This window comes from Microcoleus sp. PH2017_05_CCC_O_A, from assembly GCF_020738785.1.
GTDB lineage: Bacteria > Cyanobacteriota > Cyanobacteriia > Cyanobacteriales > Microcoleaceae > Microcoleus.
The window spans coordinates 1-21,472 of record NZ_JAEQCB010000162.1 but is presented as its reverse complement, the minus strand read 5'-3'; the positions used below and the strand labels follow the sequence as shown (position 1 = coordinate 21,472).

Here is a 21,472-nt window from a genome sequence, read left to right as displayed (position 1 = left end):
TTCCATTAATTACAAAACAAACTCGGCTCCACATGAAAAAAACTCCCCAGAATTAATGCCAGCTCTTTGCTAATATCCCGATCCCCATTAACCACTTCAGACACTCTTTTTTCAGATCCCATAACTCCCACCAAATCAGCAGGTTGTAACTCTCTTTGTTCCATCAAAAACAGCAATATCGAATGAGGCGTTGCTGTGGTTCCTGGTGCGTAGTATTCTTGCTCAAATTTTTCAATCAATGCAATCAGCAATTCATATAACTCATTTTCTTCAGGAGTGCGATCGCGCTGGTGCATTAACTCTTCCACCATAGTCAGAGCTTTTTCATTATCCGCTTCGGTGAGAATATATTTGATATAAACTAATTGGCTTTCATAATCAATACTAACTATTAATCGATAATTATTACCTTTGATATTAAAAACTGTAAACCCCCCAACAGCTTCAGCTTTAGGAAAAACAGATTGTACCTCAATTAAGTTAGACCATTTAGCCTTGCTAGTAATTTTAAACCAGTTATCCAAAGCTTCCCCGCAATCAGCATGAGTTTCGCTGTATTCACGCACCCGTCGGTAGCTGATTATGTGCATCTACTATAAGCAATTTAAACTAAATTTCAGTTTAGCTCAACTAATTTCTTTCGTCAAGGACGTGAAGCGCAGCTATCCCGTAGGGAATCGCCCTTAATGCCCAAAAGTGCGATCGCCCCTACTAACCCCTAATATAAGTTCCCAAAAATACCTGCTCGTTCCTCATATCCTCTGCTGAAATAGCATCTGTTAAGCTCAAAATACCTCTTAACTGTTCGCCTACCGAGTAACGCTGTTTCGACAATACAATTCCAGCATGATTTCTCTCCTGGGCCATATAAAGTACGTGAAGGCGACAAAAATCAGCCGTGTTGAAGCTATAGATAACCCGATCGCCCTTTGTTGCCCAGATTAGCTGTTCTTCATCGGTACAACTAAGCTTATTAGCCTCTGAAGCAGTTATCACATCAACCTCAGCATTCCGCAAAGCAACAACCAGTGAATTTTTAATAGAGTCCTCATCCAAATACAGGCGAATTTTAGTCACTGTCGTTAACCTGCCATGTGTTCCGCTTCTAATCGTTCCGCCTCGGCTTCCTGTGCTGCTATATCTGCTTCGATCGCATCTTTATTAGCATGATAGTAAGCCAACGCAGCATAAACTTGAGCCAAAGTTAAATGAGGAATTTCTTGTGCAATCTCCTCTGGGCTCATACCCATCTTATAATCAATAGCAATCCGTCGCACTGTCACTCCCGTACCCGCAACGATCGGACAACCATTATGAATTCCCGGATGGGTAGCAATCAGCGTTCCAATATCTATCGCCAATGACGCAGCAGGCATAATTTTACTTCTTTAAACTTGCTATTTTTCTATTCTACTCTATTTGATAATCTACTTCTAAATAAGTGCGATCGCCCTTAATCTCCAAAAGTGCGATCGCCCCAAAGTGAACTGTCAGTCAATCAAACACCCTTCCTCAAGAAAATTATCCTTGAGGATGCGGTAAATCAAACACCACTTCAAATCGGATGTTGGGCACTCGTTGCCGAAACAACTCAAGATGTCCCTCCGCATCCGATCGGCTGCGATAGCGACCAACGATCGCCCATTGCAAGCTCGGAAGCAAGCGAGCCACTGCCCACGGCTTCAGGTATCCTTCGTATTTCATAATAGAGGAGTCTCCATTGCTAAACGGAGCCAGAGCCAGCGCAGAAACTTGGTCGGTGGATGCGCTGGCTTCTGACATTACCCATAAAAATAACACAAAGTAAGCGTAAGTGTGCATAGATAAGCACACAACTGACTGTGGATGCACGAGCTGGACGGAGGAGGTGGCACAATAGGAGAAACTTCTAACAGATTGCAAGGCATGAGCGACAGCGAGCGGATTTCAGTGGTTTTGCCAACACAGGCTAAAAAGGAATTAGAAAAGTTGTGCGATATCGAAAAGCGATCGATCTCCAACTTTGTCTACCTTCTGATTCAAGATGCGATCGACCAAGCAAAAGCATCCGGCAAACTCAAATCAACAGATGGCTGAAACTAAAATTTTATTTAATGAATCTAACCGATGAGATTACAATCAATCAAATTCAACAAGCCCTAATTAGCCAAGAAGATGCAAAAAACTGGTTTTTAAGCTTCCCAACCGAAGGCCAGCAGGAAATATTGCAGCGGCTATCCTACATGACCATCCAAGCAGGGGCGCGAGAAGAAGATGTTTGCCGAGCTATTACTAAATCAAAACTTCGCGCAACTTACACCCCTTGCGTATTGCTTCGTCGCGGGCGATTAAAAGAACAAATCACAAAGGTTTTGAAACTGCCGTCCTCAGAATTTATCAAAACCTTTTTTCTGTTAATCAGTTTATTAGCAATTGCTGATGCGCGTAGGTATAGTAAATATTGTGAAGATGGCTGTAGCCACTGGTGGCATCGCGATTTGAGCGATCGCAAAGTTGTAGATGAAATTCGGTGCGAGTTTGAACAAAATATTCTTGTTTGATATCAATTCGGTTGCACCGGAATGATATAGAGGAGACGGCAGTGTCCATTGGTGTCAACTTAAGCCTGAAAGCCCGCCAAGTCTGTCTGTGGGCCTCCGAGTCCGCCAGGGAATGAATTCCCCCTCTTATAGCTAAAGTCCTCTCAAAGAGGACTCAAGAACTCATTATCATCAGTCCTCTTTGAGAGGACTTGCGCTTTGAGGCAGGGGTTTCAACCCTTGCCGGACTATGGGTTGTACCTTAAGTTGACACCTATGAGCACTGCCGTCTCCTCATTTTGGCTTAGTCTAAATCTCCCTTTCCCAATCAGGGTAAAAGAGGGATTTAGGATAAGACTAAAGTGTCAAAGATTGAGGATTTGTCTCGATCAATTTCGCTAAATCCTGCAAGAAAGACGCAGCATCAGCACCGTAAATAATTCGGTGATCGCAAGTAATATTAACTTGCATTTGCCGCTTCACTCCCATCAAGCCTTCCTCGTTAGCTACGACTTGGGGCCGCGAAGAGCCGATCGCCAAAATCGAGCCTTGATTCGGCGGCAAAATCGCGTCAAACTTATCTACTCCATACATTCCCAAATTGGAAAGAGTAAAAGTTCCCGTGCTGTATTCGTCAGGTTTTAGCTGCTTGGCGCGGGCGCGATCGACTAAATCCTTCCAACTGCGGGAGAGCGAATAGATGTCCAGGCGATCGGCATTTTGCAACACCGGCGTAATCAAACCGCCGCCATCCATCGCCACCGCTACCGCCACATTAATATCAGCACGGTGTTGAATTCCCGACTCCACATAACAAGCATTCAGCAGAGGATGTTTTTGTAAAGTTACCGCTACTGCTTTTGCCAGCATAGCCGTCATCGTGACGCCTTTTGACTTAATTTGTTTGTAGAGTTTGTCGAGATTGTCAGTAGTAATTGTATAGCCGACGCGGAAACAAGGCACGCTCAAACTTGCTTCCATATTGCGAACCACCGCATTTTGCAGCGCATTCATCGGTACTCTGTTACCGGAAAGCGCTACCGCTGGGACTGGTGCGGGTGCGGGTTTGGCTGCTGCGGGTGCGGGTGCTGCGGGTGCGGGTGCTGCGGGGACTGTTACTGGTTGCTGAACCGGAGCTGGTTGGGCTTTACCGGCTGCTGCTTCCACATCTTCTGCAACAATCCGACCGTTGGGGCCGCTGCCTTTGATTGAATTTAAATCTACTTTAAACTCTTTGGCTAATTTGCGAGCGCGGGGAGAGACGATGCTGCGGCCGTTTTGGCGGCTGACGTTTTGCTGCAAACCCACTGATGCTGTAGCTGCGACAGGAACGGGGGCTGCGGCTGCTGGAGCTGCGGCTGCGGGGGCGCCGGCTCCTTGTTTCTGGGCGGCGGCGATTTCGGCTTCTGTTTCTGCGACTAGGGCGATCGCAGCTCCGACCGGAGCAACTTCGCCTGCTGGTACAATAATTATTGCTAGATAGCCTTCGTAGAAAGACTCGACATCCATGTCGGCTTTGTCAGATTCAACTACGACTACCGTTTCGCCCTTTTCTACTTTGTCCCCAGCGGATTTGACCCAGGAAACAATTTTGCCCTCTGTCATGGTAGAGCTTAGGGCTGGCATGAAAACTTCGCGAATCATCTGTAAAAATTCCTTGTGAGTTGGTAATTGGCGATCGGTATTTGGGAATTGATAATTGGCGATCGGCAATAGTTATTATTATGCCAGCCTCTAGTCCGAAGATGTGCGGCTATCAACTCAAAATTACCTACCAATTACCAATTATCAATTACCAATCACCAATTTCTAAGTTCTAAATATCACCTCGAATTTCTTCGACAATGCCGTCGCGGAGCAGAACTTCTATTTGCATTTTTTGAATCAAGTTTTCTCCCACCCCGACGGTGAACGTGCCGTCAATTTGACCTTGACTCACTTCTTGTTCGAGGTCTAGCACCTGCACTTGCTGAAGCTGTTGCAGGTTTTGGTTTTTCTGTTCTAGCAGTTCGCTCTTTCTTTGATTCACCTGCACTTGAATGTTTTCTATTTGCTGCATTACTTGCGGGCCGGGGGGTTGCAGGCTTTGCTTTTGGATTTCTGAAACCATCCGCTGCCCTTGCATTTCTAGCTGTTGTAGCTGAGAATCTATTTGATTGATTTGGGCTTGGAGTTGCTGTTGAGCTTCTTCTTTCCAGCGGGGAGTAACGACGACTTTTACGTTAATCGATCGCTTCAAGAGTAATTGTGGTTCCATAAATTTGTTGCTTGTCAATTGGGAATTAGGCATTAGTCAGAAGTGCGAGCGTCCCCGCTCGCGAACAACAGTCATCAGTCATTAGTCAATAGTTGGTAGACATTTCCTAATGACTGAGGACTCGGACTCGGGACTCGGGTGTTGGTGTCAACTGAACGTCAAACCTATTATCAGTCTTCTGTCTGGCGATTCAGGCAATATCCCCCCTAGCCCCCCTTCTTAAGGGGGGGATAAGAATCTTCTCAAAGTCCCCCTTCTTAAGGGGGATTTAGGGGGATCTGGCCTCTCCTATAAACGAGAGATACAAATAAACGAGAGATACAAAGGTTTTGAGGCTTAAGTTGACACCAATCGGGACTTGGGTGTAGGGATAATTTTTTCTTCTCCATTCCCCAAGTCCTGCGAATATTTCAAAACATCCCGTCAATCATATCGCGGTAGTGTTCCGTCACAACCGGGCGCTTAATTTTCAGGGTCTGAGTCAACATTCCATTTTCCATCGAAAATGGCTCCTGAATCAACCGGAACGGGCCAATGCGATCGTCCGCGCGGTATCCGGGGCGATTTTGCACCTCCCGGTTCAATTCTTGACGGAATAAGTCTTGAATTTTCTTGCTATTCCAGTCAATTTCGTGTATTGGCGGATTCTGAGTTTCTGCCCATTTCTGCACGGCTTCTGAATTGGGGACAATTAAGGCGCCGATCGATTTTTGGTCTTGACCTACTACCATAATTTGGTCGATGTAGGGGCTGCGGACGCAGGCATCTTCGATCGGCTGCGGTTCGATATTTTCGCCGTTGCTGAGGACGATCGTATCTTTGGCGCGCCCGGTCAAAACTAAGTCATTGCCCGGTGTCAGCCAACCCAAATCGCCGGTGTCAAACCAGCCCTCGGAGTCAATGGCTTTGGCGGTAGCTTGGGGATTGAGATAGTAGCCCTGCATGATTTGCGGCCCGCGGCCCAATACTAAACCGCGCTGGCCTGTTGGCAGTTGCTGTTTAGTTTCCGGGTCAACTATTTTAATTTCAGTATGGGCGATCGGCTGTCCGGCAGAACCTTTAAGATTGTGCCAAGGGCGGCGGACTGTCAAAACCGGAGATGTTTCAGTTAAACCGTATCCCACCAACAAACCGATATTCGCGATTTCAAAGAAATTGTCTAAATGCGCGGCCAAAGAACCTCCGCCGCTAATTGCCCACTTAAAACGCCCTCCCGTAGCTTCCCGGACTTTTTGATAAACCAGTTTTTCGGCGATCGCGTGTACGGGAGACAACAGAATACTTTTGATCCGGGCGATCAGTTTTTCCGAAGCAGAAGCAGGTTTCAAACTGAGAGTTAAACCTTGAAAAATGCGGCGGGCTTCAATGTATTGCTGGCTGGCAGATAACAGAAAATTAACCAATTTTTGTTTGTTGGGTGGCTGTTCTCTAAATTGCTTTTGTACAGCCTCGTAAATCGATTCCCAGATGCGCGGAACGCTCACCATGTACTGGGGCTTGCAACTTTTAAAGTCTTGTTTGAAATAGCGAATATTGGTGTAAATTTGCGTGCATCCTTGGGAAAGCAGGAAGTATTCGACTGTGCGTTCGTAGGCGTGCCAACTGGGCAGGATGCTGAGGGCTGATTCGCCCGGTTCGGGTTGCAAAATTGTGCCGAAGGTGGTGAGTTGGTGCAGCAGGTTCCCGTGAGTCAGCATGACGCCTTTGGGTTTGCCGGTGGTGCCGCTAGTGTAGAGGAGGGTGGCGAGGGTTTGGTGGTTGTGGTTGGCGGGTTTGAAGGGGCGGTTGGCGCCTGTGGCCATGACTTGGGAAAATTTGACTGTGGTTAGGGTGGGGCTGGTTTCTGGTTCCTCGTCGGAGAGAAGGACGATAAGTTCGATCGGCAAATCGGGGAGGCGGGCTTGCAGTTTTTTGAGTAAGGCCAGGTTTTCGACTACTAAAGCGGTACTGCCGCTGTCTTGGATGATGTAGAGGAGTTCTTCGGGGTCGGCGGTGGCGCCTCGCACGGCGTTGGCGGCCCCAGCGGTCATGATACCTTGATCGGCTATCAGCCAGCGGGGGCTGTTGTCGGCGAAGAGGGCGACGCGGGGAGGGATTATTTCTGCTGGGTTTGCATTGATGCCGAGGGCCTGCAATCCGCTGGCGAATTGCTGGATTTGTTGGTAGAGGTCGGTATAGGTGAGTTTAATTTCGGGTTTGCTGTGGGGATCGTGGAGGGCGACGGTTTGGGGAAATCGCTGTTTGACGATCGCCCAAATTTCAGGTATCGATCGAATGGAACTGTAATCGATCGTGCGGCTGAGGTTGGCGCGTTCAATGTCGCTCATTTGGGAGGAACTGTCAGGTGCGGGGCGGTTCATAGAGTATTTTTTGTGAGTTGTGGGCGATCGAACTATTTGATGCGAATTTAGCATCTCTAGCCCCCCTGCATCATAGCCTTCTGCCCAAAGAAGACTTTTCTAGAAGTTAATTTTTAGGTACGTAGTTGCACTTGGGCGCTCTTTATATGAAAGAGCGCTTAAGCGCAACTACATACCTTAGAAGATTGGGCTGTTACAACGGCGCTACTTGATCGCGCTCAACCTCGTCGCGGGGAGCAGTTTTTCCATCCAAACTCGTGCCATCATCGTGGGGCGGATGTTCCGGGCGATCGCGTTTTGTAAAGCGATCGCGAGCCGAGACAATCACCACATACAGCACCGGCACCATAAACAAACTCAAGAAAGTAGAAACAACCATCCCGCCCGCGATCGCATTCCCGAGCGATCGGCGACTGGCTGCACCTGCACCTTCGGGATTAACCAGAGGCAGAATCCCCAAAACAAACGCCAAAGAAGTCATCAAAATCGGTCGCAAACGCTCTTGAGCCGCCTCAACTGCTGCCTTAGCAATTGAATATCCCCGCTCCCGCAACTGGTTAGCAAACTCCACGATTAAAATCGCATTTTTACTCGACAATCCAATCAACATCACCAAACCAATTTGGCAATAAACATCATTCGCCAAACCCCGCAAAGACTGAGCCAAAAGCGCACCTAAAATCGCCAGAGGAACCGCCAGCAAAATAATAAAAGGATCCACATAATTTTCGTACTGAGCAGCCAAAACCAAGAACACAAAAACCAGCCCCAAACCAAAAATAATCGGCGCTTGACCCCCCGACTCAATTTCTTCCAAAGAAGTCCCCGACCATTCATAGCCAAAACCAGACGGTAAAACTTGAGCCGACACCTTTTCCATCGATTTAATCGCCTGTCCAGAACTCGCACCCGGAGCGGGAGAGCCATTGATTTCAATTGACCTAAATAAATTGTAGTGGTTGACAGTTTGGGCTCCCACCACCGGAGTTAGCTTCACCAAATTGCTCAAAGAAATCATTTCATTCTTTGCAGAGCGGACATACAATTTACTAATATCTTCAGGATTAGCACGGAACTGTTTATCTGCTTGCACGTACACCCGATAATTGCGCTGCTGGAGAGTAAAATCGTTTACATACTGCGAACCCAGAGCCGTTTGTAGCGTACTGAAAATATCACTAATAGAAATATCCAAAGCCTTAGCCCGATTGCGGTCAACTTCCACAACTAACTGAGGCGTATTCGCAGCAAACGTACTAAAAACCGCTTGCAATCCCGGCGTCTGATTCGCCTGCTTCAAAATCCCACCCATCGCCTGAACCAGAGCATCTAAACCGCTGTTTCCTTTGCGATCTTGAAGTTGAAATTGGAAGCCTCCAAATTGACCTAAACCTTGAATTGCGGGCGGATTCACCGGGAAAATTCTTGCTTCTGGAATTGCCGAAAGCTGACCCCGCAACTTACCAATAATCGCTTGTACGCTTTGAGCTTCTCCGTGACGCTCGCTCCAGGATTTAAGCGTAGTAAAGATAATACCCTGGTTAGAAGTGCTGCCGCTAAAACCAAAGCCACCCACAGAGAAAGTCCCTACAACCTCAGGAAGTTTCAGAATTTCTTGTTCAACTTCATCCATCACTTTGCGAGTATATTGCAGCGAAACTCCTTGGGGGCCTTGAATAATTGTCAGAAAATAGCCCTGATCTTCCTCTGGGATAAATGCCGTGGGTACTGATAGATAAAGCCAAGCTGTGACTCCCAGAGAGGCTATGAATACGAACGTGACAATGGTTTTAATTCCCGTGAGAAATATCAAAGATTTCCGATATTGCCGCTGCATCCAATCAAGAACCCTATTTACCCGGTCAAACACCCAACCTAGCGGGCCTCCAAACTTCTAAAGTCGTATCAAGCGCGACTCGATGTATCAACCCAGGAGGAAAACTTGTTGCGAGTTTTTCCATTTCTGCTTTAACAGCATGAGCTACATTCAAAGCATTGCTTCCCGGCAATTGATAAATTCCCAAACCCACCGCATCATTGCCCCGAAATCGCAGGAAAGAGCTGTAATTTTCGGCTCCTAATTCCGCTCTGCCGACTTCTTTTAACTTAACTACAGTGCCATTTCCATCAGTTTTAAGGACAATTTCTTCAAATTCTGCTGGTTCTTGCAGACGGCTTTTAGCCCGTAAATCAATTTGATACATTTGCCCGTCGGGAGCGGGTTCTTGACCAACTCTCCCAGCACCAACTTGTAAGTTTTGTTCGTTAAGCGCCCTGGTTATATCTTGCATTGTCAAACCGCGAGCTGCTAACTTATTGGGGTCGATCCACAGGCGCATGGCATAGCGGCGTTCCCCAAAAATTCGCACATCGCCAACACCTTTGATCCGCTTTAAAGCATCTGCCAAATACAAGTCAGCGTAGTTGCTTAAAAATGTGGTGTCGTATTCTTTATTTTCGGTAAATAAGCCGATCGCCAGCAAGAGACTGGTAGATTGTTTGGTAACTCTCACACCAGTGCGCTGTACGGTATCTGGGAGTTGGGGTTGAGCGACTGACACTCGATTTTGGACATCGACAGCGGCAATATCTTTGTTGCGCGACGGATCGAAAGTTGCAGTAATAGTGCTAGTGCCGTCATTACTGCTGCTAGAAGTTAGATATTTTAGCCCTTCTACGCCGTTGATTTGCCTCTCTAGGATATTCGTAACGGCATTTTCGACAATTTCGGGACTCGCCCCGCTATAGTTAGCCGTGACGCTAATTTGGGTGGGGCTGATGTCAGGGAAGCGTTCGATCGGCAGTGTGGGGATGCTGATTGCGCCTACTAAAATGATAATTAAGGCGCAGACACTAGCAAAGACAGGTCGTTTGATAAAGAAATCTGCAAACATAAATTTGGTAATTTCTAAAGGTACGTAGTTGCGCTTGCTTCAGCGCTCTTAGGTACGTAGTTGCGCTTCAGCGCTCTTAGGTACGTAGTTGCGCTTCAGCGCTCTTAGGTACGTAGTTGCGCTTCAGCGCTCTTTATATATATGTTCAAAGAGGGCTAAAGCCCAACAACGTACCAAGAGAGCGCTCTTTATATAGGGCTTGCTGAAAAAGCCTAAAATCCTTAGCTCAAAAGACTTTGACTCGCGATCGGTGCTGGTAATGTGTTAGACTATGAGCTAAAATTAGTCAAAAGCCATGCACAGCATCACTTTCATTCATGTACCGAAAACTTGACTAGGGCCCCAAAAACACCCTCCAACTTTGAGCTACCCTTCGAGGGACAATTATCAGAGAATAATCGTTGGGTAATCATGGCAAAAATAATTCCGTGGTCAGACTTTGAAGATGAATATGCCCAAAATTTTACAGTATCTAATTGAGCTCCGGCCAAATCATTTAGGATGGCATTGGGGGCATTAATAATTAAAGAAAGGCTGGGAACTAGCTCAGCGTGAAAAAGTAGAACAAATAAGAGAAAACCCATACCTACAATACTTTATAGGCATGAAAGCCTATAGTAATGAATCACCATTTGATTCATCCATGTTCGTTCATTTTAGGGAGAGAATAGGTGTCAGCTTAGTCAATAAAATTAACGAAAAAATGGTCAAAGAGCAGACCGAAGCTCCAGGGACTCTTGTTGAAAAAAAATCATCAGAAATAAGTGAACCCAAAAATCAAGGAAAATTAATATTAGATGCAACCTGTGCGCCAGCCGACCTTAAATATCCGACGGACTTAGGACTATTAAATTAAGCAAGAGAGCATACTGAAAAAATCATAGATGCTCTACACAATCAAATTAAGTCACCCGTAAAAAAAAGCCTCTTGACATATCGAAACAGAGCCAGAAAAGAATACCTAACCATAGCCAAACAACGAAAGTCACGACGAAAATCAAGAAGAAAAGCAATTAAAAAACAACTGCAATACATCCAAAGAAATTTGACGAATATAGAGCGAATGGGTGAGCTATAGTTACTAAATAAATCTCATTATAAAATGCTGTTAGTAGTTGCAGAAGTCTACCGTCAACAGTTGTCAATGTATGAAAAGAAAGAACATAGTATTCCCGACAGAATAGTAAGTTTAAAGCAACCACAGATCCGCCCCATTGTTAGAGGGAAAGCCGGAAAATCCGTTGAATTTGGGGCAAAACTGTCAGCTAGTTGTCGAAATGGGTACGTATTTTTAGACCTACTTAGTTGGGATAATTTCAACGAATCAGGAGACTTAAAGACACAAGTAGAAGCATTTAAACGATTCACCGGATTTTACCCTGAATCAATTCATGTAGATCGGATATATCGAACGGAAGAAAATAGAATTTGGTGCAAATAACTCGGCATCAGAATGAGCGGTGTCCGTCTAGGAAGACCTCCCAAAGATCTGAGCAAATCAATAAAAAAACAAGCTCAATCAGACGAGAGAATTCGTAACTTAATTGAGGGAAAATTTGGAGAAGCTAAAAGAAGATTTAGCCTCGGTAGAGTGATGGCTAAACTTAATAATACTTCTGAAACAAGTATCGCTATAACTTTTCTGGTGATAAATCTTTCTGCCCAGAAGAAGGCAGGCTTTTTGGCTTTTTTTCTGTCTATTTCATAACAAAAACCTTTTTGGATATTTTTGGGCTCCAATCATTGGTAAAAGCTATGTTTCGTCATCATAAAATTGACAAAACTTATATTGCCGAGGCGATCTCGAATTGACTTATCTTTCTCAATGCTGTTTTCTGACTTTTTCAGCAAGCCCTACATACCTTTATGAATTGTCAAATGGCAATTCATCAAACAGCGAATCAATATCACTATCCGAATTCGCAACAGGGGGCGAATTAGGGCGAGATTCCGGGGACTTAACAGAATTCACTTTTGCTACAGGTAACTTGGCCACAGATTCAGATTTTTGTAACTTAACTACAGGTAACTCCCCGCCATTTTCGCCATTTTTCCCCGTTTGATTCCACATCATCATTCCCAGTAAACCGTCAACCAAACCGCCGCCGCTACCGTTGCCGCTAACCGCAACATCCGGTACAACTCGCACATGACTGTCACCGATAATTTGCATTAACTGCAAAGCCGTATAACCGGAACCGCCCAAAGCCACAACACCCGCGCGATAAGCTTCAGCTTGAGCATTTCCTTTCACTCGAATAGATTCAGCTTCGCCTTGAGCTTGTTTCACCTGAGAATTCGCTTTTAACTCAGAAATCATCACACCTTGTTCCGATTTCACCATCTCTTGCTGGATCTCAGCTAAAGCAGTTTCCCGCACCAATTGTTGTCGCTGAGTTTGTGCTATTTGCTGCACTTCATAAGTCTTGCATTGTTCCTCTGCAATTTTGCGATCGGTTTGAGTTTGCATCAACTCTGCGGGTGGCAAAATATCCCCGATCAAAGTATCAATTGCTTGCACGTCGTAGGTACGCAAAGCTGCTTTGATATACTCGGCTGCTTCCGCTTGGCGATCGCTCCGGGCGGAGAGAAAATCTAACACAGAATAAGATTGAGCCGAATTGCGGAAATAATTGCCGATTGTCGGCTGCAAAACGTGGTCAACTAAGTTCTGCATCGAACCGACGCGAGAGATGACTTTCGGAGCATCTAAAGCGCCGACGTGAATGATTTGAGCTACTTCTAAATCGAAGGCAAAACCATCTCTAGAACGTACTGTTAAAGATGAAAGTTGAGAATCGTAACTGTGTCTTTCTATTTTGCTCGACCAATTCAAAACAATATTGGTAGTTGGTACTAATTCTACTTTCAAAATGCGAGTGTTCAGCGGATGTTTGCCCGGATAAAGCGGAGTTACCCACACCCCTTTATTCCCGACATTTACTAAGTTGCCGTGAGTGAAAGCAGCGCCGCTGACATCTTCCGAGGTTTGACCCACATAGGAAATCACGGCGCCGACATAGCCGATCGGGATTTCGGTCATCGGCACTTGGTCAACCCCGACAAACCAAGGATTTAAGTTCCACGAACCGGAAAGCAAAACCTGTTCCTGCAAACCGCGCCGCCCGCCAGCAGTGATAAATTTTTGCGAGTTTTGGAAGTTGTCATGATTCGGAACGATCGGGCCGGCAATTTCGCCATCTTGAATCGGAACGCCGTCATAAGTGGTGACAATTCCTACTTTATCCGGGGCAATCGTGTACAGTTTTAACTGTTCGGCTGTCATCCCGTGTTTGGGAGAATTTGCTGCTGTAATTACGGTAAATAATGCCGTGTTAATTCGATAGCTGCCACCAGTCAAAATTCCGAGTTGTCTCCCTTTTTCGCCGCCGCCTTTGAGGAATTTGCGAGCATCTTGAAAATTGTCGCATTCTGTGATTTTGCCGAGAATGCGCTGCGGTGGATTTGACTCGCCGCCTGCTGCGATCACCAGACCAATTTCGCCTTGGGGAACTATCGTCAGAGATTCTTTGCGAACGTTGTACTGCAAAGGCCAATAACCCCAATGCCAACCGGGGGGTAAAGTATCAGCTTGATATCCAGCTTCTCCGTTTAAGGCAATTAAATCGCCTGGGGGTAAAGACTTGCCGCCAAAGCTAAACTTTTTACTGACAATTCCGACTTCGCGATCGCCAATTACGACTAATCCGCCAAAAAATAGCGGTAGCACTAGAATAACTATCATACCGCCGATCGCGATCGGGATAAATCCACCCCCATCGAGCTGCATTCTCTGCACGGGAACAGTGGTACGCAACTGCCCTAGCTGCAACCTAGAATCAGGTTTTGCTGCTAGCTGAGTCGAGGTTTGTGTTAGGGGGATATCGCCAGCAGCCGTTACTGGCGAGGGTTTCAAAGTGGTAATTGCACTGAGAGCTAAAGATGCAGAAACAGCGGCTGCTAAATGTTTTAAAACCCGAATGTTGAGTTGAGATTTAGGCAAAAGTGAATAAAGCATTTTTTTCATACAAGCTGTAGAGTCTTATTACATCCAGCTTAGCCTTGATTCCAAAGTGGGTACATAAAACTTATTGAAATTCTGCGGTTATTTTTGTGCGAAAACAGGTTTTCCAGTCAATACAGACTGTTTGATAATACCAGCCGATCGCTTGACTCTCGGGCGATCGCTCTTTTTTAAGATGACTTTCTTAAAAGTTGTTTGATAAGATAGAAAGTAACCGCAATTCTATTGTTTGCCATGACGCTGAAAGAATTAGAGCCTCAATTGCTGGCACTCTCTGACGACGAAAAAGCTCAAGTGGTTCAACTGCTATCCCAAGGGAAAATTAGTCCTTGGCGCGGTATTGAAAAAACGCCTGGTGTTTGTGGTGGCAGTGCCTGCATTGCTGGAACTCGCATCACCGTTTGGGGGCTTGTAGAAGCTCGTCGGATTGGCTATAGCGAAGCCGATTTACTCACAAGCTATTTATCGCTATCTGCTACTGATATTGCCAACGCTTGGGCTTATGCTGAAGCCTTTCCCGATGAAATCGAAACCGAAATTCGGGAAAACGATGAAGTCATGTACGAGGATTTGTAGCAGATGGCACGTCTCTATGCCGATGAGCAATACCCCTATCCTGTTGTAGAATTACTGCGAGCTTTAGGTCACGATATTTTGACTGTCCAAGAAGCAGGCAGAGCTAATCAAGGAATTCCTGACTCGGATGTTTTAGCTTTTGCCAGTAGCGAAAAACGTGCCGTGATTACTGAAAACCGTAAAGATTTCTTTCGGTTGCATCGCATACAGCCCCTTCATGCTGGCATTATCGCCTGTACGAACGATCGCAATTGGGAAGCGCTGGCTAACCGAATCAATGCGGCTATTACAGCAGCAGAATCTTTGGAAGGTAAACTGATTCGTGTTGTTCGTCCTGCTGTGTGACGGTAGTTACTAATTTGTAGGGTGCGTCGCTGAGAAAAGAAACCGGGTTTTTATCGAATCTGTCGGCTGCGACGACATATCTGGGCAAAAACCCGGTTTCTAGGGCTTCACGCGCAAGTCCTATTTAAACAAATTGACCCGTTGTGGTCGATCGCACGCGGCGAATCCCAATCACCGAAGGCATCGGCGATCGGCGCCTGTCATTCTCAATATTACTCGGCCACAAACTGCCGCGAGCAACAGTCCGAGTTTGATTGAAAACAGCACCACTCAAATCCAACATTTCAATTTGGCGGCTGAGTACAGTACCATCATCGATCGGGCAATCTTCCCCCGGATGCTGCACCGCAACTACTAGGGTATCTCCGATAAAAGTCGGCCCAGTGATTTCGCATCGGTTCGGGCCTTGAGCAAAAGGAATTACAGTTCCTGCATTCGGGCCGTTCGTTGGAATGTAAAACAGCCAATTGTTGCCAAAAACACCAGTAAACTCCGACACATTACCCGTCTTTTTGTGGTCGATCGTCGCTTGTTTTGCCGCAGCACCGACATCAAAACCATTGTGCGTGCTAGTAGACATATCGGTGACACCCCAAATATTACCTTGAGTGTCAAAAGCCAAATTGTCTACACTAGCAAATCCCGCCCCAGCTACTGCACCGGCCTCTCCACCTTGAGCAAAACGCTGCCAGCGGAAAGTCAAACCCGCACCGTCGGAACTATCTTCAATAATTTTGTAAATTCCTCCAGACTGCTGGGTGCTATTGAGCGCGGCAGTGTATTTAGCAACAGTAAAAATGCGAGAATCTGGATAACCGTCGCTACCCGGTGCGGCGTCAGTATAAGCAATGAAAACTTCCTTGGTAGTAGGATTAATTTCCAAATCTTCCGGTCGCGCCGTCGGAGTGCCACCAATTAAATTAGCAGCTAAAAAGGCATCAACTAAAACTGCACCTTGGCTGGTATAGAAATTAGCCAGACTTTTATTTCTGTAGCCAGCAAGTGTTGTTGCTTCATTAGTTATATCCGCTACAAATGAACCACCATCTTCAGTTTGACCTGCAATTCCGGCGCGTTTGGGTAAGCGAGTATTAGCATCTCTTTGAGCTTTGCCAAAACTTGCTAATTCCGCTTCGCCAAGTTTACTAGGACGTATCGGATTCGTCGGGCTATTTAATGCTAGTGGCAACCATCTTCCAGCACCGTTACGGTTGTATTGGGCGACGTATAAAGTGCCATCTTCAAACAAGCGGCTGTTGCTTTTATCTGCGGGATTGGTGACAGTACCGTTGCTAACAAATTTCCAGGTGTGTCCGCCGCGCCGATCGTCTCCCATGTACACTACTAACTTGCGGCCTGCTTCGGCGCGAATCGCGACGTTTTCGTGGCGGAAACGGCCTAAAGCGGTGTGTTTGCGGGGGCGGAAATTCGGATCTTGGAGATCGACTTCTACCATCCAGCCGTATTTTTCGCCGACTAAGCCGAATTCTTCGCCCGTCGTGCCCTTGGCGTAGCCCGTTTGGCCGCCGTTGGGTTTGACGTTTTCCTGAACTCCGACGAAGAATAGTTCGCTACCTTGGAAGTTTTCTTCGGCGGAGAGGATTGTTCCCCACGGGGTTGTGCCGCCGGAACAGTTGTAGGCTGTACCGACGATCCGGTTTCCGAGCCCGTCGCTGTTGACTTGGGCGAAGACTTGGGTGGCTGCGGGGCCCGTACCTGTGAGATATTTGTCGTCGCCTCGTCTGGTTCCCCAGGAGGTGACATCTTTGTATTTGTCCGCACGCTGGCTGTTGATTCCGAGGCCGGAAAGTCCGTGAATGCGTCGGTTGAGGGAATCGCGGGCGATCGCCCTAAAGCGTCCATCAGCTTGTTTGGTGATGCGGACGATCGATCCACCGAGATTGTATAGAAATTCGCCGAGGGTAGCGCGATTTTTTACGGATAAGTCTAAACCGAGGACAGCGCGATCGGTTGCGGGGAAAGATGCCACATCTGCCGGCGCTTCCGGTGCCACTTTCGACATCGGGAAGGATATGTATTCGTGGTTAACCCAGAGATAGCCATCGTCATTGCTGCCGCGAATCCCTACGAAGCCGGTGTAGTCGTTGTTGTAGCCAAAATAGTCTGCCGAATCGGGGAAAACTCGATCGCCCCAGCGAAGAATCACGTACCGTTCGTATTCCGGCGGGACAACCACATCGTCAACTACGTTGTAGCTGGTTAATCTAGTATTTTGCGAGGCCGCCATTACCGTACCCTGTCCGTTCAATGCAGTAGGCATAAAGCTCGACAATTCTTTATAAACTGGCAGTGGATGAGGTAGTCTTAACGGAGTGAAAGATAGAGGACTTAAGGCAGCTTCGGCCGAGGTGGAATTGATGCCGAATAGTTTTTCAGTGAGTTGAGGCGCAAGCACAGTCGTAGCTGCACTGCTACCGAAGAAAATTAACAGTTGTCGGCGAGTTATTTTAGACATAAATTCCTATTCAACCCAACATCCCTAATCATGATTTACCTAGAAATTTATCACTGTTAAATTAAGGGAAGTTAACCTTAAGGTTAATTAAAATTGGGAGATATTTAGGTTAACAAAAGGTTAACTGCTGTCTGTTAACTGTTGTCAGTAGTAACCAATAACCAATAACCAATAACCAATAACCAATAACCAATAACCAATGCCCCATGCCCCATGCCCCATGCCCCATGCCCCATGCCCAAATTCTTCAATCATCTCGAAAAGCCGGATCGTTTTGTCGGGATGCAGGCCGGCTGGGGGCGGGCACGTTAATAGTTTGCGATCGCCCTGAATTTCCCGACGAAATATAGCTATCTCTGAATCCCAACAGGTATTGAGAATCAGCAAAATATCTAGTCCACTGTTCGATTCTCGAATCTTTCTGCCACTGGCTGCGGGATACTCTCGATCGCAAAACCGGAACTCTTTGTCGGCTGCGATCGGCTGTAATGATGATGGTAACTTCTGTTAACGCCGGATTTTCTTGAAACTCGCGGGCGATCGACAATGCGGCTAAATCTTCCGCCTGCTGAACTAAACCCGCGAAAGATTGACTATCGTCCGAATTTAAGGTAAGGTACGTTTCCTTAGCTTCTGCTAAACCGATCGATACACTTGTTGTTAAATTGATAGTTACTAGAATGACGGCAGACAAGAGGCGACGGTGCAAATTCATTAATCTTTCAACTAAATACTGACATTTGTCAATGATAATCAATAATAATTAACACTGAATTAAGCTGAGATTAAAATAATAAGGTCTACCCCGCGTTACTCAGAAAGTAACTAACAATAACCAATAACCAACAACCAATAACTAATAACCAATTCCCAATGAAATCAACAAAATGTGCGATCGCCCTTGGCAGCAATTTAGGCGACTCCCTCGCCACGCTCAAAAGCGCGATCGCAACTCTCAACAACACCCCCGGAATCGCCGTAAAATCCCATTCTAGCTGGTATCAAACCGCCCCCGTAGGGCCGCCGCAACCCGATTACATTAACGCCTGTGCCATCCTAGAAGTTACGCTACAACCACAACAATTGCTAGCAACTTTATTAGAAGTTGAAATAAAATTTAATCGGATTCGCCGCGAAAAATGGGGGCCGAGAACCCTCGACCTGGATTTGCTGCTGTACGATGATTTAATCCTAGAAACTCCGACACTGACTTTACCTCATCCCCGGATGACCCAAAGAGCTTTTGTATTAGTACCTTTGGTAGAAATTGCGCCGGATTGGGCGCATCCTGTGACGAAAAGTGCGATCGGCCAAATCCTGAAAACCGCAGACTGTTCCGGAGTGCAAAAAATGAAAGTGTAGAAAATGAGCAAAATTCAGGGCGGCGATCGCCTATGATGTCAAATCCGTTGGCATCGGAATTATGTAGTGCGAGCGTCCCGCTCGCGATTTGGGTAGCGAGCGGGACGCTCGCACTGACAGCATCCAAATTATTATTCCGATGCCACCGGAAACGATATCATGTCTTAAATCGGTGCAATCAAACATTATTCGCTTCTCACTTATGTCGATCGGTCAAGAACTACCCCAACTCCTCAAACAGCGCCTATTTTACCAAGGGCGCAAATTCAACTTTGATGTAGCCAGCCTCCGCCTTCCCAACGGTTCCGAAGGCGATTGGGAATGTATTCGCCACCCAGGCGGAGCACTAGCAGTTCCCGTTACCCCCGAAGGTAAACTCGTCTTGGTGCGACAATACCGCTTCGCCGCCAAAGGGCGGATTTTAGAATTTCCCGCAGGTACAGTCGAAATCAATGAAAACCCCGCCGAAACTATCAAACGGGAAATCGAAGAAGAAACCGGATATCGCGCCGGAAAATGGCGGGAATTAGGCAAATTTATGCTAGCACCCGGTTATTCTGACGAAATCATTTATGCTTTTTTAGCACAAGATTTGGTCAAACTAGAACAGCCGCCAGAACAAGACGATGATGAAGACATGGAGACAGTTTTATTCACTCCAGAAGAATTAGAAAAAGCTATCTTAGCCGGGGAACCAATTGATGCGAAATCTATTTCTAGCTTCTTCTTAGCGCGTCCTTTTTTGACTTAAAGCAAAGTTGTTCAGTTGACAGTTGACAGTTGACAGTTGACAGTTGAGGAAGGAAGAGGATTGGAGTAATAAATAGTCTGATTTTAATTTATCCCGATCGGGGAGAGGCTTTCAACCAATTCTTTCTGGTAACCAGCCCCCGGATTCATTGATTCGCATCTTGAACCGGGGGAATGAGCGGGATAGAGACTATGAAAAGCTCTGCATTCTAACAATCCCCGGCTCGATCCGTGGGAGTCAATCTAAAATCTAAAATCTAAAATCTAAAATCTAAAATCTAAAATCGAATGTCTGATTTAATTTTATTTTGGCACCGTCGCGACTTGCGTATTTCTGACAACATTGGACTCGCAGCAGCACGCCAGCAAAGTCCGAAAGTAGTCGGGATTTTTTGTCTCGATCGCAATATACTCGATCGCGATGACGTAGCGCCAGCCAGAGTTACCTACATGATAGGTTGCTTGGAAAAACTCTCCTCACGTTACAGCGAAGCAGGCAGCCAATTACTAATAATTCAAGATGACCCGCGTATGGGAATACCGAAATTAGCCGCGGCACTTAATGCTAAAGCAGTATTTTGGAACAGAGATGTAGAACCCTATGCAAATGAGCGCGATATATCCGTATCAAACGCCCTCCAACAAGCAGGAATAAAAGTTAAAAACTTCTGGGATCAAGTTCTGCACGCCCCGGACGAAATACGGACTGGTACAGGGAATCCCTACACAGTTTATACACCATTTTGGAAAAAATGGAATAGCCAACCGAAAGCCCAAGCTGTAGAGACACTGCCGATAAATTATCCGCAATTAATGACGGGATTAACCGCAGAAGAACAAGAAATAGCCAACCAAACAGGTGCCATGAAAACACTGCCAACGGCCTTGAGTTTGGGATTCATTTGGGAAAATCCATTAGTAATAGAACCCGGAGAAGGTGCCGCGCAAAAAAAATTAGAAGAATTTTGCGAGAACGCTATTTACGAATATCAAGAACAGCGCAATTTCCCCGCAAATAAGGGTACATCAGAACTCAGCGCCGCCCTCAAATTTGGTGCAATAGGCATCCGCACTGTTTGGCAAGCTACCCAGATAGTAATGGACACTTGCCGCAGCGAAGAAGCCTGCACAAGTATCCGCACTTGGCAACAGGAAATAGCGTGGCGGGAATTTTACCAACACGCGATGTATAACTTCCCTGAATTAGCAGATGGCCCCTACCGTAAAGCATTCAAAGACTTTCCCTGGGAGAACGATGAAAAGCTGTTTCAAGCTTGGTGCAGGGGCAAAACTGGCTATCCAATTATTGATGCGGCAATGCGGCAGTTAAATCAAACAGGTTGGATGCACAATCGATGTCGGATGATAGTTGCTAGTTTCCTCACCAAAGATTTAATTATTAACTGGCAGTGGGGCGAAAAATACTTCATGCAAAAATTGATTGATGGCGACCTTTCTGCTAACAATGGCGGCTGGCAGTGGAGTGCATCGAGTGGCATGGATCCGAAACCTTTGCGAATATTCAATCCCGCCAGTCAAGCTCAAAAATTTGACCCGGAAGGGGAATATATTCGGCACTGGGTTCCAGAATTGCGCCGAGTGGATACTAAGCTTTTGCTAACTGGAAATATTTCGCCTATAGAACGTCGGCTGCTTCATTATCCAGATCCGATTGTAGATCACAATCAACAGCAGCGCAAGTTTAAGGAACTTTTTAAACAGCAAAAAATCGTTGAGTAGATGATTTTTTGTTTGTAGTGAGGACTTTAGTTTTTTTAATAGGTGTTCATTATTAGGTACGTTGTTGCGCTTCAGCGCTCTTTATCTATCAATGAGGTTTACTTAAGATTTTCCTTCGAGAGGAACGAAGCAAACTGTATCTATTTTTCATAGAAGTTTCACGAGTAGC

Annotated in this window: 20 protein-coding genes and 1 pseudogene; 9 read left to right on the top strand and 12 right to left on the bottom strand. The window is 46.2% G+C overall.

The window, feature by feature from the left end; translation table 11 throughout:
• Window positions 1-5: 5 nt before the first annotated feature.
• From JGK20_RS28155 to JGK20_RS28140, 4 genes are all read right to left on the bottom strand, one after another.
• Window positions 6-590 (bottom strand): type II toxin-antitoxin system HigB family toxin, encoded by a 585-nt coding sequence (locus JGK20_RS28155; protein ID WP_293232920.1) that lies wholly within the window; start codon window positions 588-590, stop codon window positions 6-8.
• A 121-nt stretch (window positions 591-711) separates the two neighbouring features.
• A complete protein-coding gene (locus JGK20_RS28150) occupies window positions 712-1,077 on the bottom strand; it encodes a DUF5615 family PIN-like protein (protein ID WP_293232918.1) in 366 nt (121 codons plus the stop codon).
• A 5-nt stretch (window positions 1,078-1,082) separates the two neighbouring features.
• Window positions 1,083-1,376 (bottom strand): DUF433 domain-containing protein, encoded by a 294-nt coding sequence (locus tag JGK20_RS28145; protein WP_293232916.1) that lies wholly within the window; start codon window positions 1,374-1,376, stop codon window positions 1,083-1,085.
• A 145-nt stretch (window positions 1,377-1,521) separates the two neighbouring features.
• A complete protein-coding gene (locus JGK20_RS28140) occupies window positions 1,522-1,782 on the bottom strand; it encodes a hypothetical protein (protein ID WP_293232914.1) in 261 nt (86 codons plus the stop codon).
• A 63-nt stretch (window positions 1,783-1,845) separates the two neighbouring features.
• Here JGK20_RS28140 and JGK20_RS28135 point away from each other — a divergent pair, with 63 nt between their 5' ends.
• Both JGK20_RS28135 and JGK20_RS28130 read left to right on the top strand, forming a co-directional pair.
• Window positions 1,846-2,076 (top strand): hypothetical protein, encoded by a 231-nt coding sequence (locus JGK20_RS28135; protein WP_293185708.1) that lies wholly within the window; start codon window positions 1,846-1,848, stop codon window positions 2,074-2,076.
• Window positions 2,077-2,093: 17 nt separating this feature from the next.
• Window positions 2,094-2,540 carry a DUF5958 family protein gene (locus JGK20_RS28130; protein ID WP_293232912.1) on the top strand — a complete coding sequence of 149 codons (447 nt, stop codon included), beginning with the start codon at window positions 2,094-2,096 and terminating at the stop codon, window positions 2,538-2,540.
• A 336-nt stretch (window positions 2,541-2,876) separates the two neighbouring features.
• On the opposite strand, the gene JGK20_RS28125 is transcribed toward JGK20_RS28130, so the two are convergent.
• Window positions 2,877-4,163 carry a dihydrolipoamide acetyltransferase family protein gene (locus JGK20_RS28125; RefSeq protein WP_293213523.1) on the bottom strand — a complete coding sequence of 429 codons (1,287 nt, stop codon included), beginning with the start codon at window positions 4,161-4,163 and terminating at the stop codon, window positions 2,877-2,879.
• A gap of 20 nt (window positions 4,164-4,183) precedes the next feature.
• Here JGK20_RS28125 and JGK20_RS28120 point away from each other — a divergent pair, with 20 nt between their 5' ends.
• Window positions 4,184-4,339: a hypothetical protein gene (locus tag JGK20_RS28120; protein WP_293185713.1), complete on the top strand. Its 156-nt coding sequence runs from the start codon at window positions 4,184-4,186 to the stop codon at window positions 4,337-4,339.
• Here JGK20_RS28120 and JGK20_RS28115 read toward each other — a convergent pair.
• The 4 genes from JGK20_RS28115 to JGK20_RS28100 all read right to left on the bottom strand — a co-directional run bounded on the left by JGK20_RS28115 (window position 4,336) and on the right by JGK20_RS28100 (window position 10,030).
• A complete protein-coding gene (locus JGK20_RS28115) occupies window positions 4,336-4,776 on the bottom strand; it encodes a YlqD family protein (RefSeq protein WP_293185715.1) in 441 nt (146 codons plus the stop codon). The genes JGK20_RS28120 and JGK20_RS28115 overlap by 4 nt on opposite strands.
• Window positions 4,777-5,186: 410 nt before the next feature.
• Entirely contained in the window at window positions 5,187-7,136 is a 1,950-nt protein-coding gene (locus JGK20_RS28110) for a long-chain fatty acid--CoA ligase (protein ID WP_293203535.1), read from the bottom strand.
• Between the two features lie 193 nt (window positions 7,137-7,329).
• Window positions 7,330-8,973 carry an efflux RND transporter permease subunit gene (locus tag JGK20_RS28105; RefSeq protein ID WP_293203534.1) on the bottom strand — a complete coding sequence of 548 codons (1,644 nt, stop codon included), beginning with the start codon at window positions 8,971-8,973 and terminating at the stop codon, window positions 7,330-7,332.
• Between the two features lie 25 nt (window positions 8,974-8,998).
• A complete protein-coding gene (locus JGK20_RS28100) occupies window positions 8,999-10,030 on the bottom strand; it encodes an efflux RND transporter permease subunit (RefSeq protein ID WP_293232910.1) in 1,032 nt (343 codons plus the stop codon).
• Window positions 10,031-10,360: 330 nt separating this feature from the next.
• Between JGK20_RS28100 and JGK20_RS28095 the strand changes: the two are divergent.
• A pseudogene (locus JGK20_RS28095) lies at window positions 10,361-11,738 on the top strand (IS5 family transposase).
• A 156-nt stretch (window positions 11,739-11,894) separates the two neighbouring features.
• Here JGK20_RS28095 and JGK20_RS28090 read toward each other — a convergent pair.
• Window positions 11,895-14,057, bottom strand: coding sequence for a flotillin family protein (locus tag JGK20_RS28090; RefSeq protein WP_366039588.1), 2,163 nt, complete (start codon window positions 14,055-14,057; stop codon window positions 11,895-11,897).
• Between the two features lie 231 nt (window positions 14,058-14,288).
• On the opposite strand from JGK20_RS28090, the gene JGK20_RS28085 reads away from it, so the two are divergent.
• Window positions 14,289-14,630, top strand: coding sequence for a DUF433 domain-containing protein (locus JGK20_RS28085; protein ID WP_293185394.1), 342 nt, complete (start codon window positions 14,289-14,291; stop codon window positions 14,628-14,630).
• 3 nt (window positions 14,631-14,633) lie between these two features.
• On the top strand, window positions 14,634-14,975 hold the full coding sequence (locus tag JGK20_RS28080; RefSeq protein WP_293185393.1) for a DUF5615 family PIN-like protein: 342 nt from the start codon (window positions 14,634-14,636) through the stop codon (window positions 14,973-14,975).
• 124 nt (window positions 14,976-15,099) lie between these two features.
• On the opposite strand, the gene JGK20_RS28075 is transcribed toward JGK20_RS28080, so the two are convergent.
• Both JGK20_RS28075 and JGK20_RS28070 read right to left on the bottom strand, forming a co-directional pair.
• The gene (locus JGK20_RS28075; protein ID WP_293232908.1) at window positions 15,100-17,451 is read right to left on the bottom strand and encodes a PhoX family phosphatase; all 2,352 of its coding nucleotides are present in this window, start codon (window positions 17,449-17,451) and stop codon (window positions 15,100-15,102) included.
• 247 nt (window positions 17,452-17,698) lie between these two features.
• Entirely contained in the window at window positions 17,699-18,166 is a 468-nt protein-coding gene (locus JGK20_RS28070; protein ID WP_293185391.1) for a hypothetical protein, read from the bottom strand.
• A 158-nt stretch (window positions 18,167-18,324) separates the two neighbouring features.
• Between JGK20_RS28070 and folK the strand changes: the two genes are divergently transcribed.
• The 3 genes from folK to JGK20_RS28055 all read left to right on the top strand — a co-directional run bounded on the left by folK (window position 18,325) and on the right by JGK20_RS28055 (window position 21,303).
• Window positions 18,325-18,813: a 2-amino-4-hydroxy-6-hydroxymethyldihydropteridine diphosphokinase gene (folK, locus tag JGK20_RS28065; RefSeq protein WP_293185390.1), complete on the top strand. Its 489-nt coding sequence runs from the start codon at window positions 18,325-18,327 to the stop codon at window positions 18,811-18,813.
• 202 nt (window positions 18,814-19,015) lie between these two features.
• Complete coding sequence (locus tag JGK20_RS28060) at window positions 19,016-19,564, top strand: NUDIX hydrolase (RefSeq protein ID WP_293152783.1); 549 nt, start codon at window positions 19,016-19,018, stop codon at window positions 19,562-19,564.
• A gap of 287 nt (window positions 19,565-19,851) precedes the next feature.
• Complete coding sequence (locus JGK20_RS28055) at window positions 19,852-21,303, top strand: FAD-binding domain-containing protein (protein ID WP_293193161.1); 1,452 nt, start codon at window positions 19,852-19,854, stop codon at window positions 21,301-21,303.
• The last annotated feature ends 169 nt before the right edge of the window (window positions 21,304-21,472 follow it).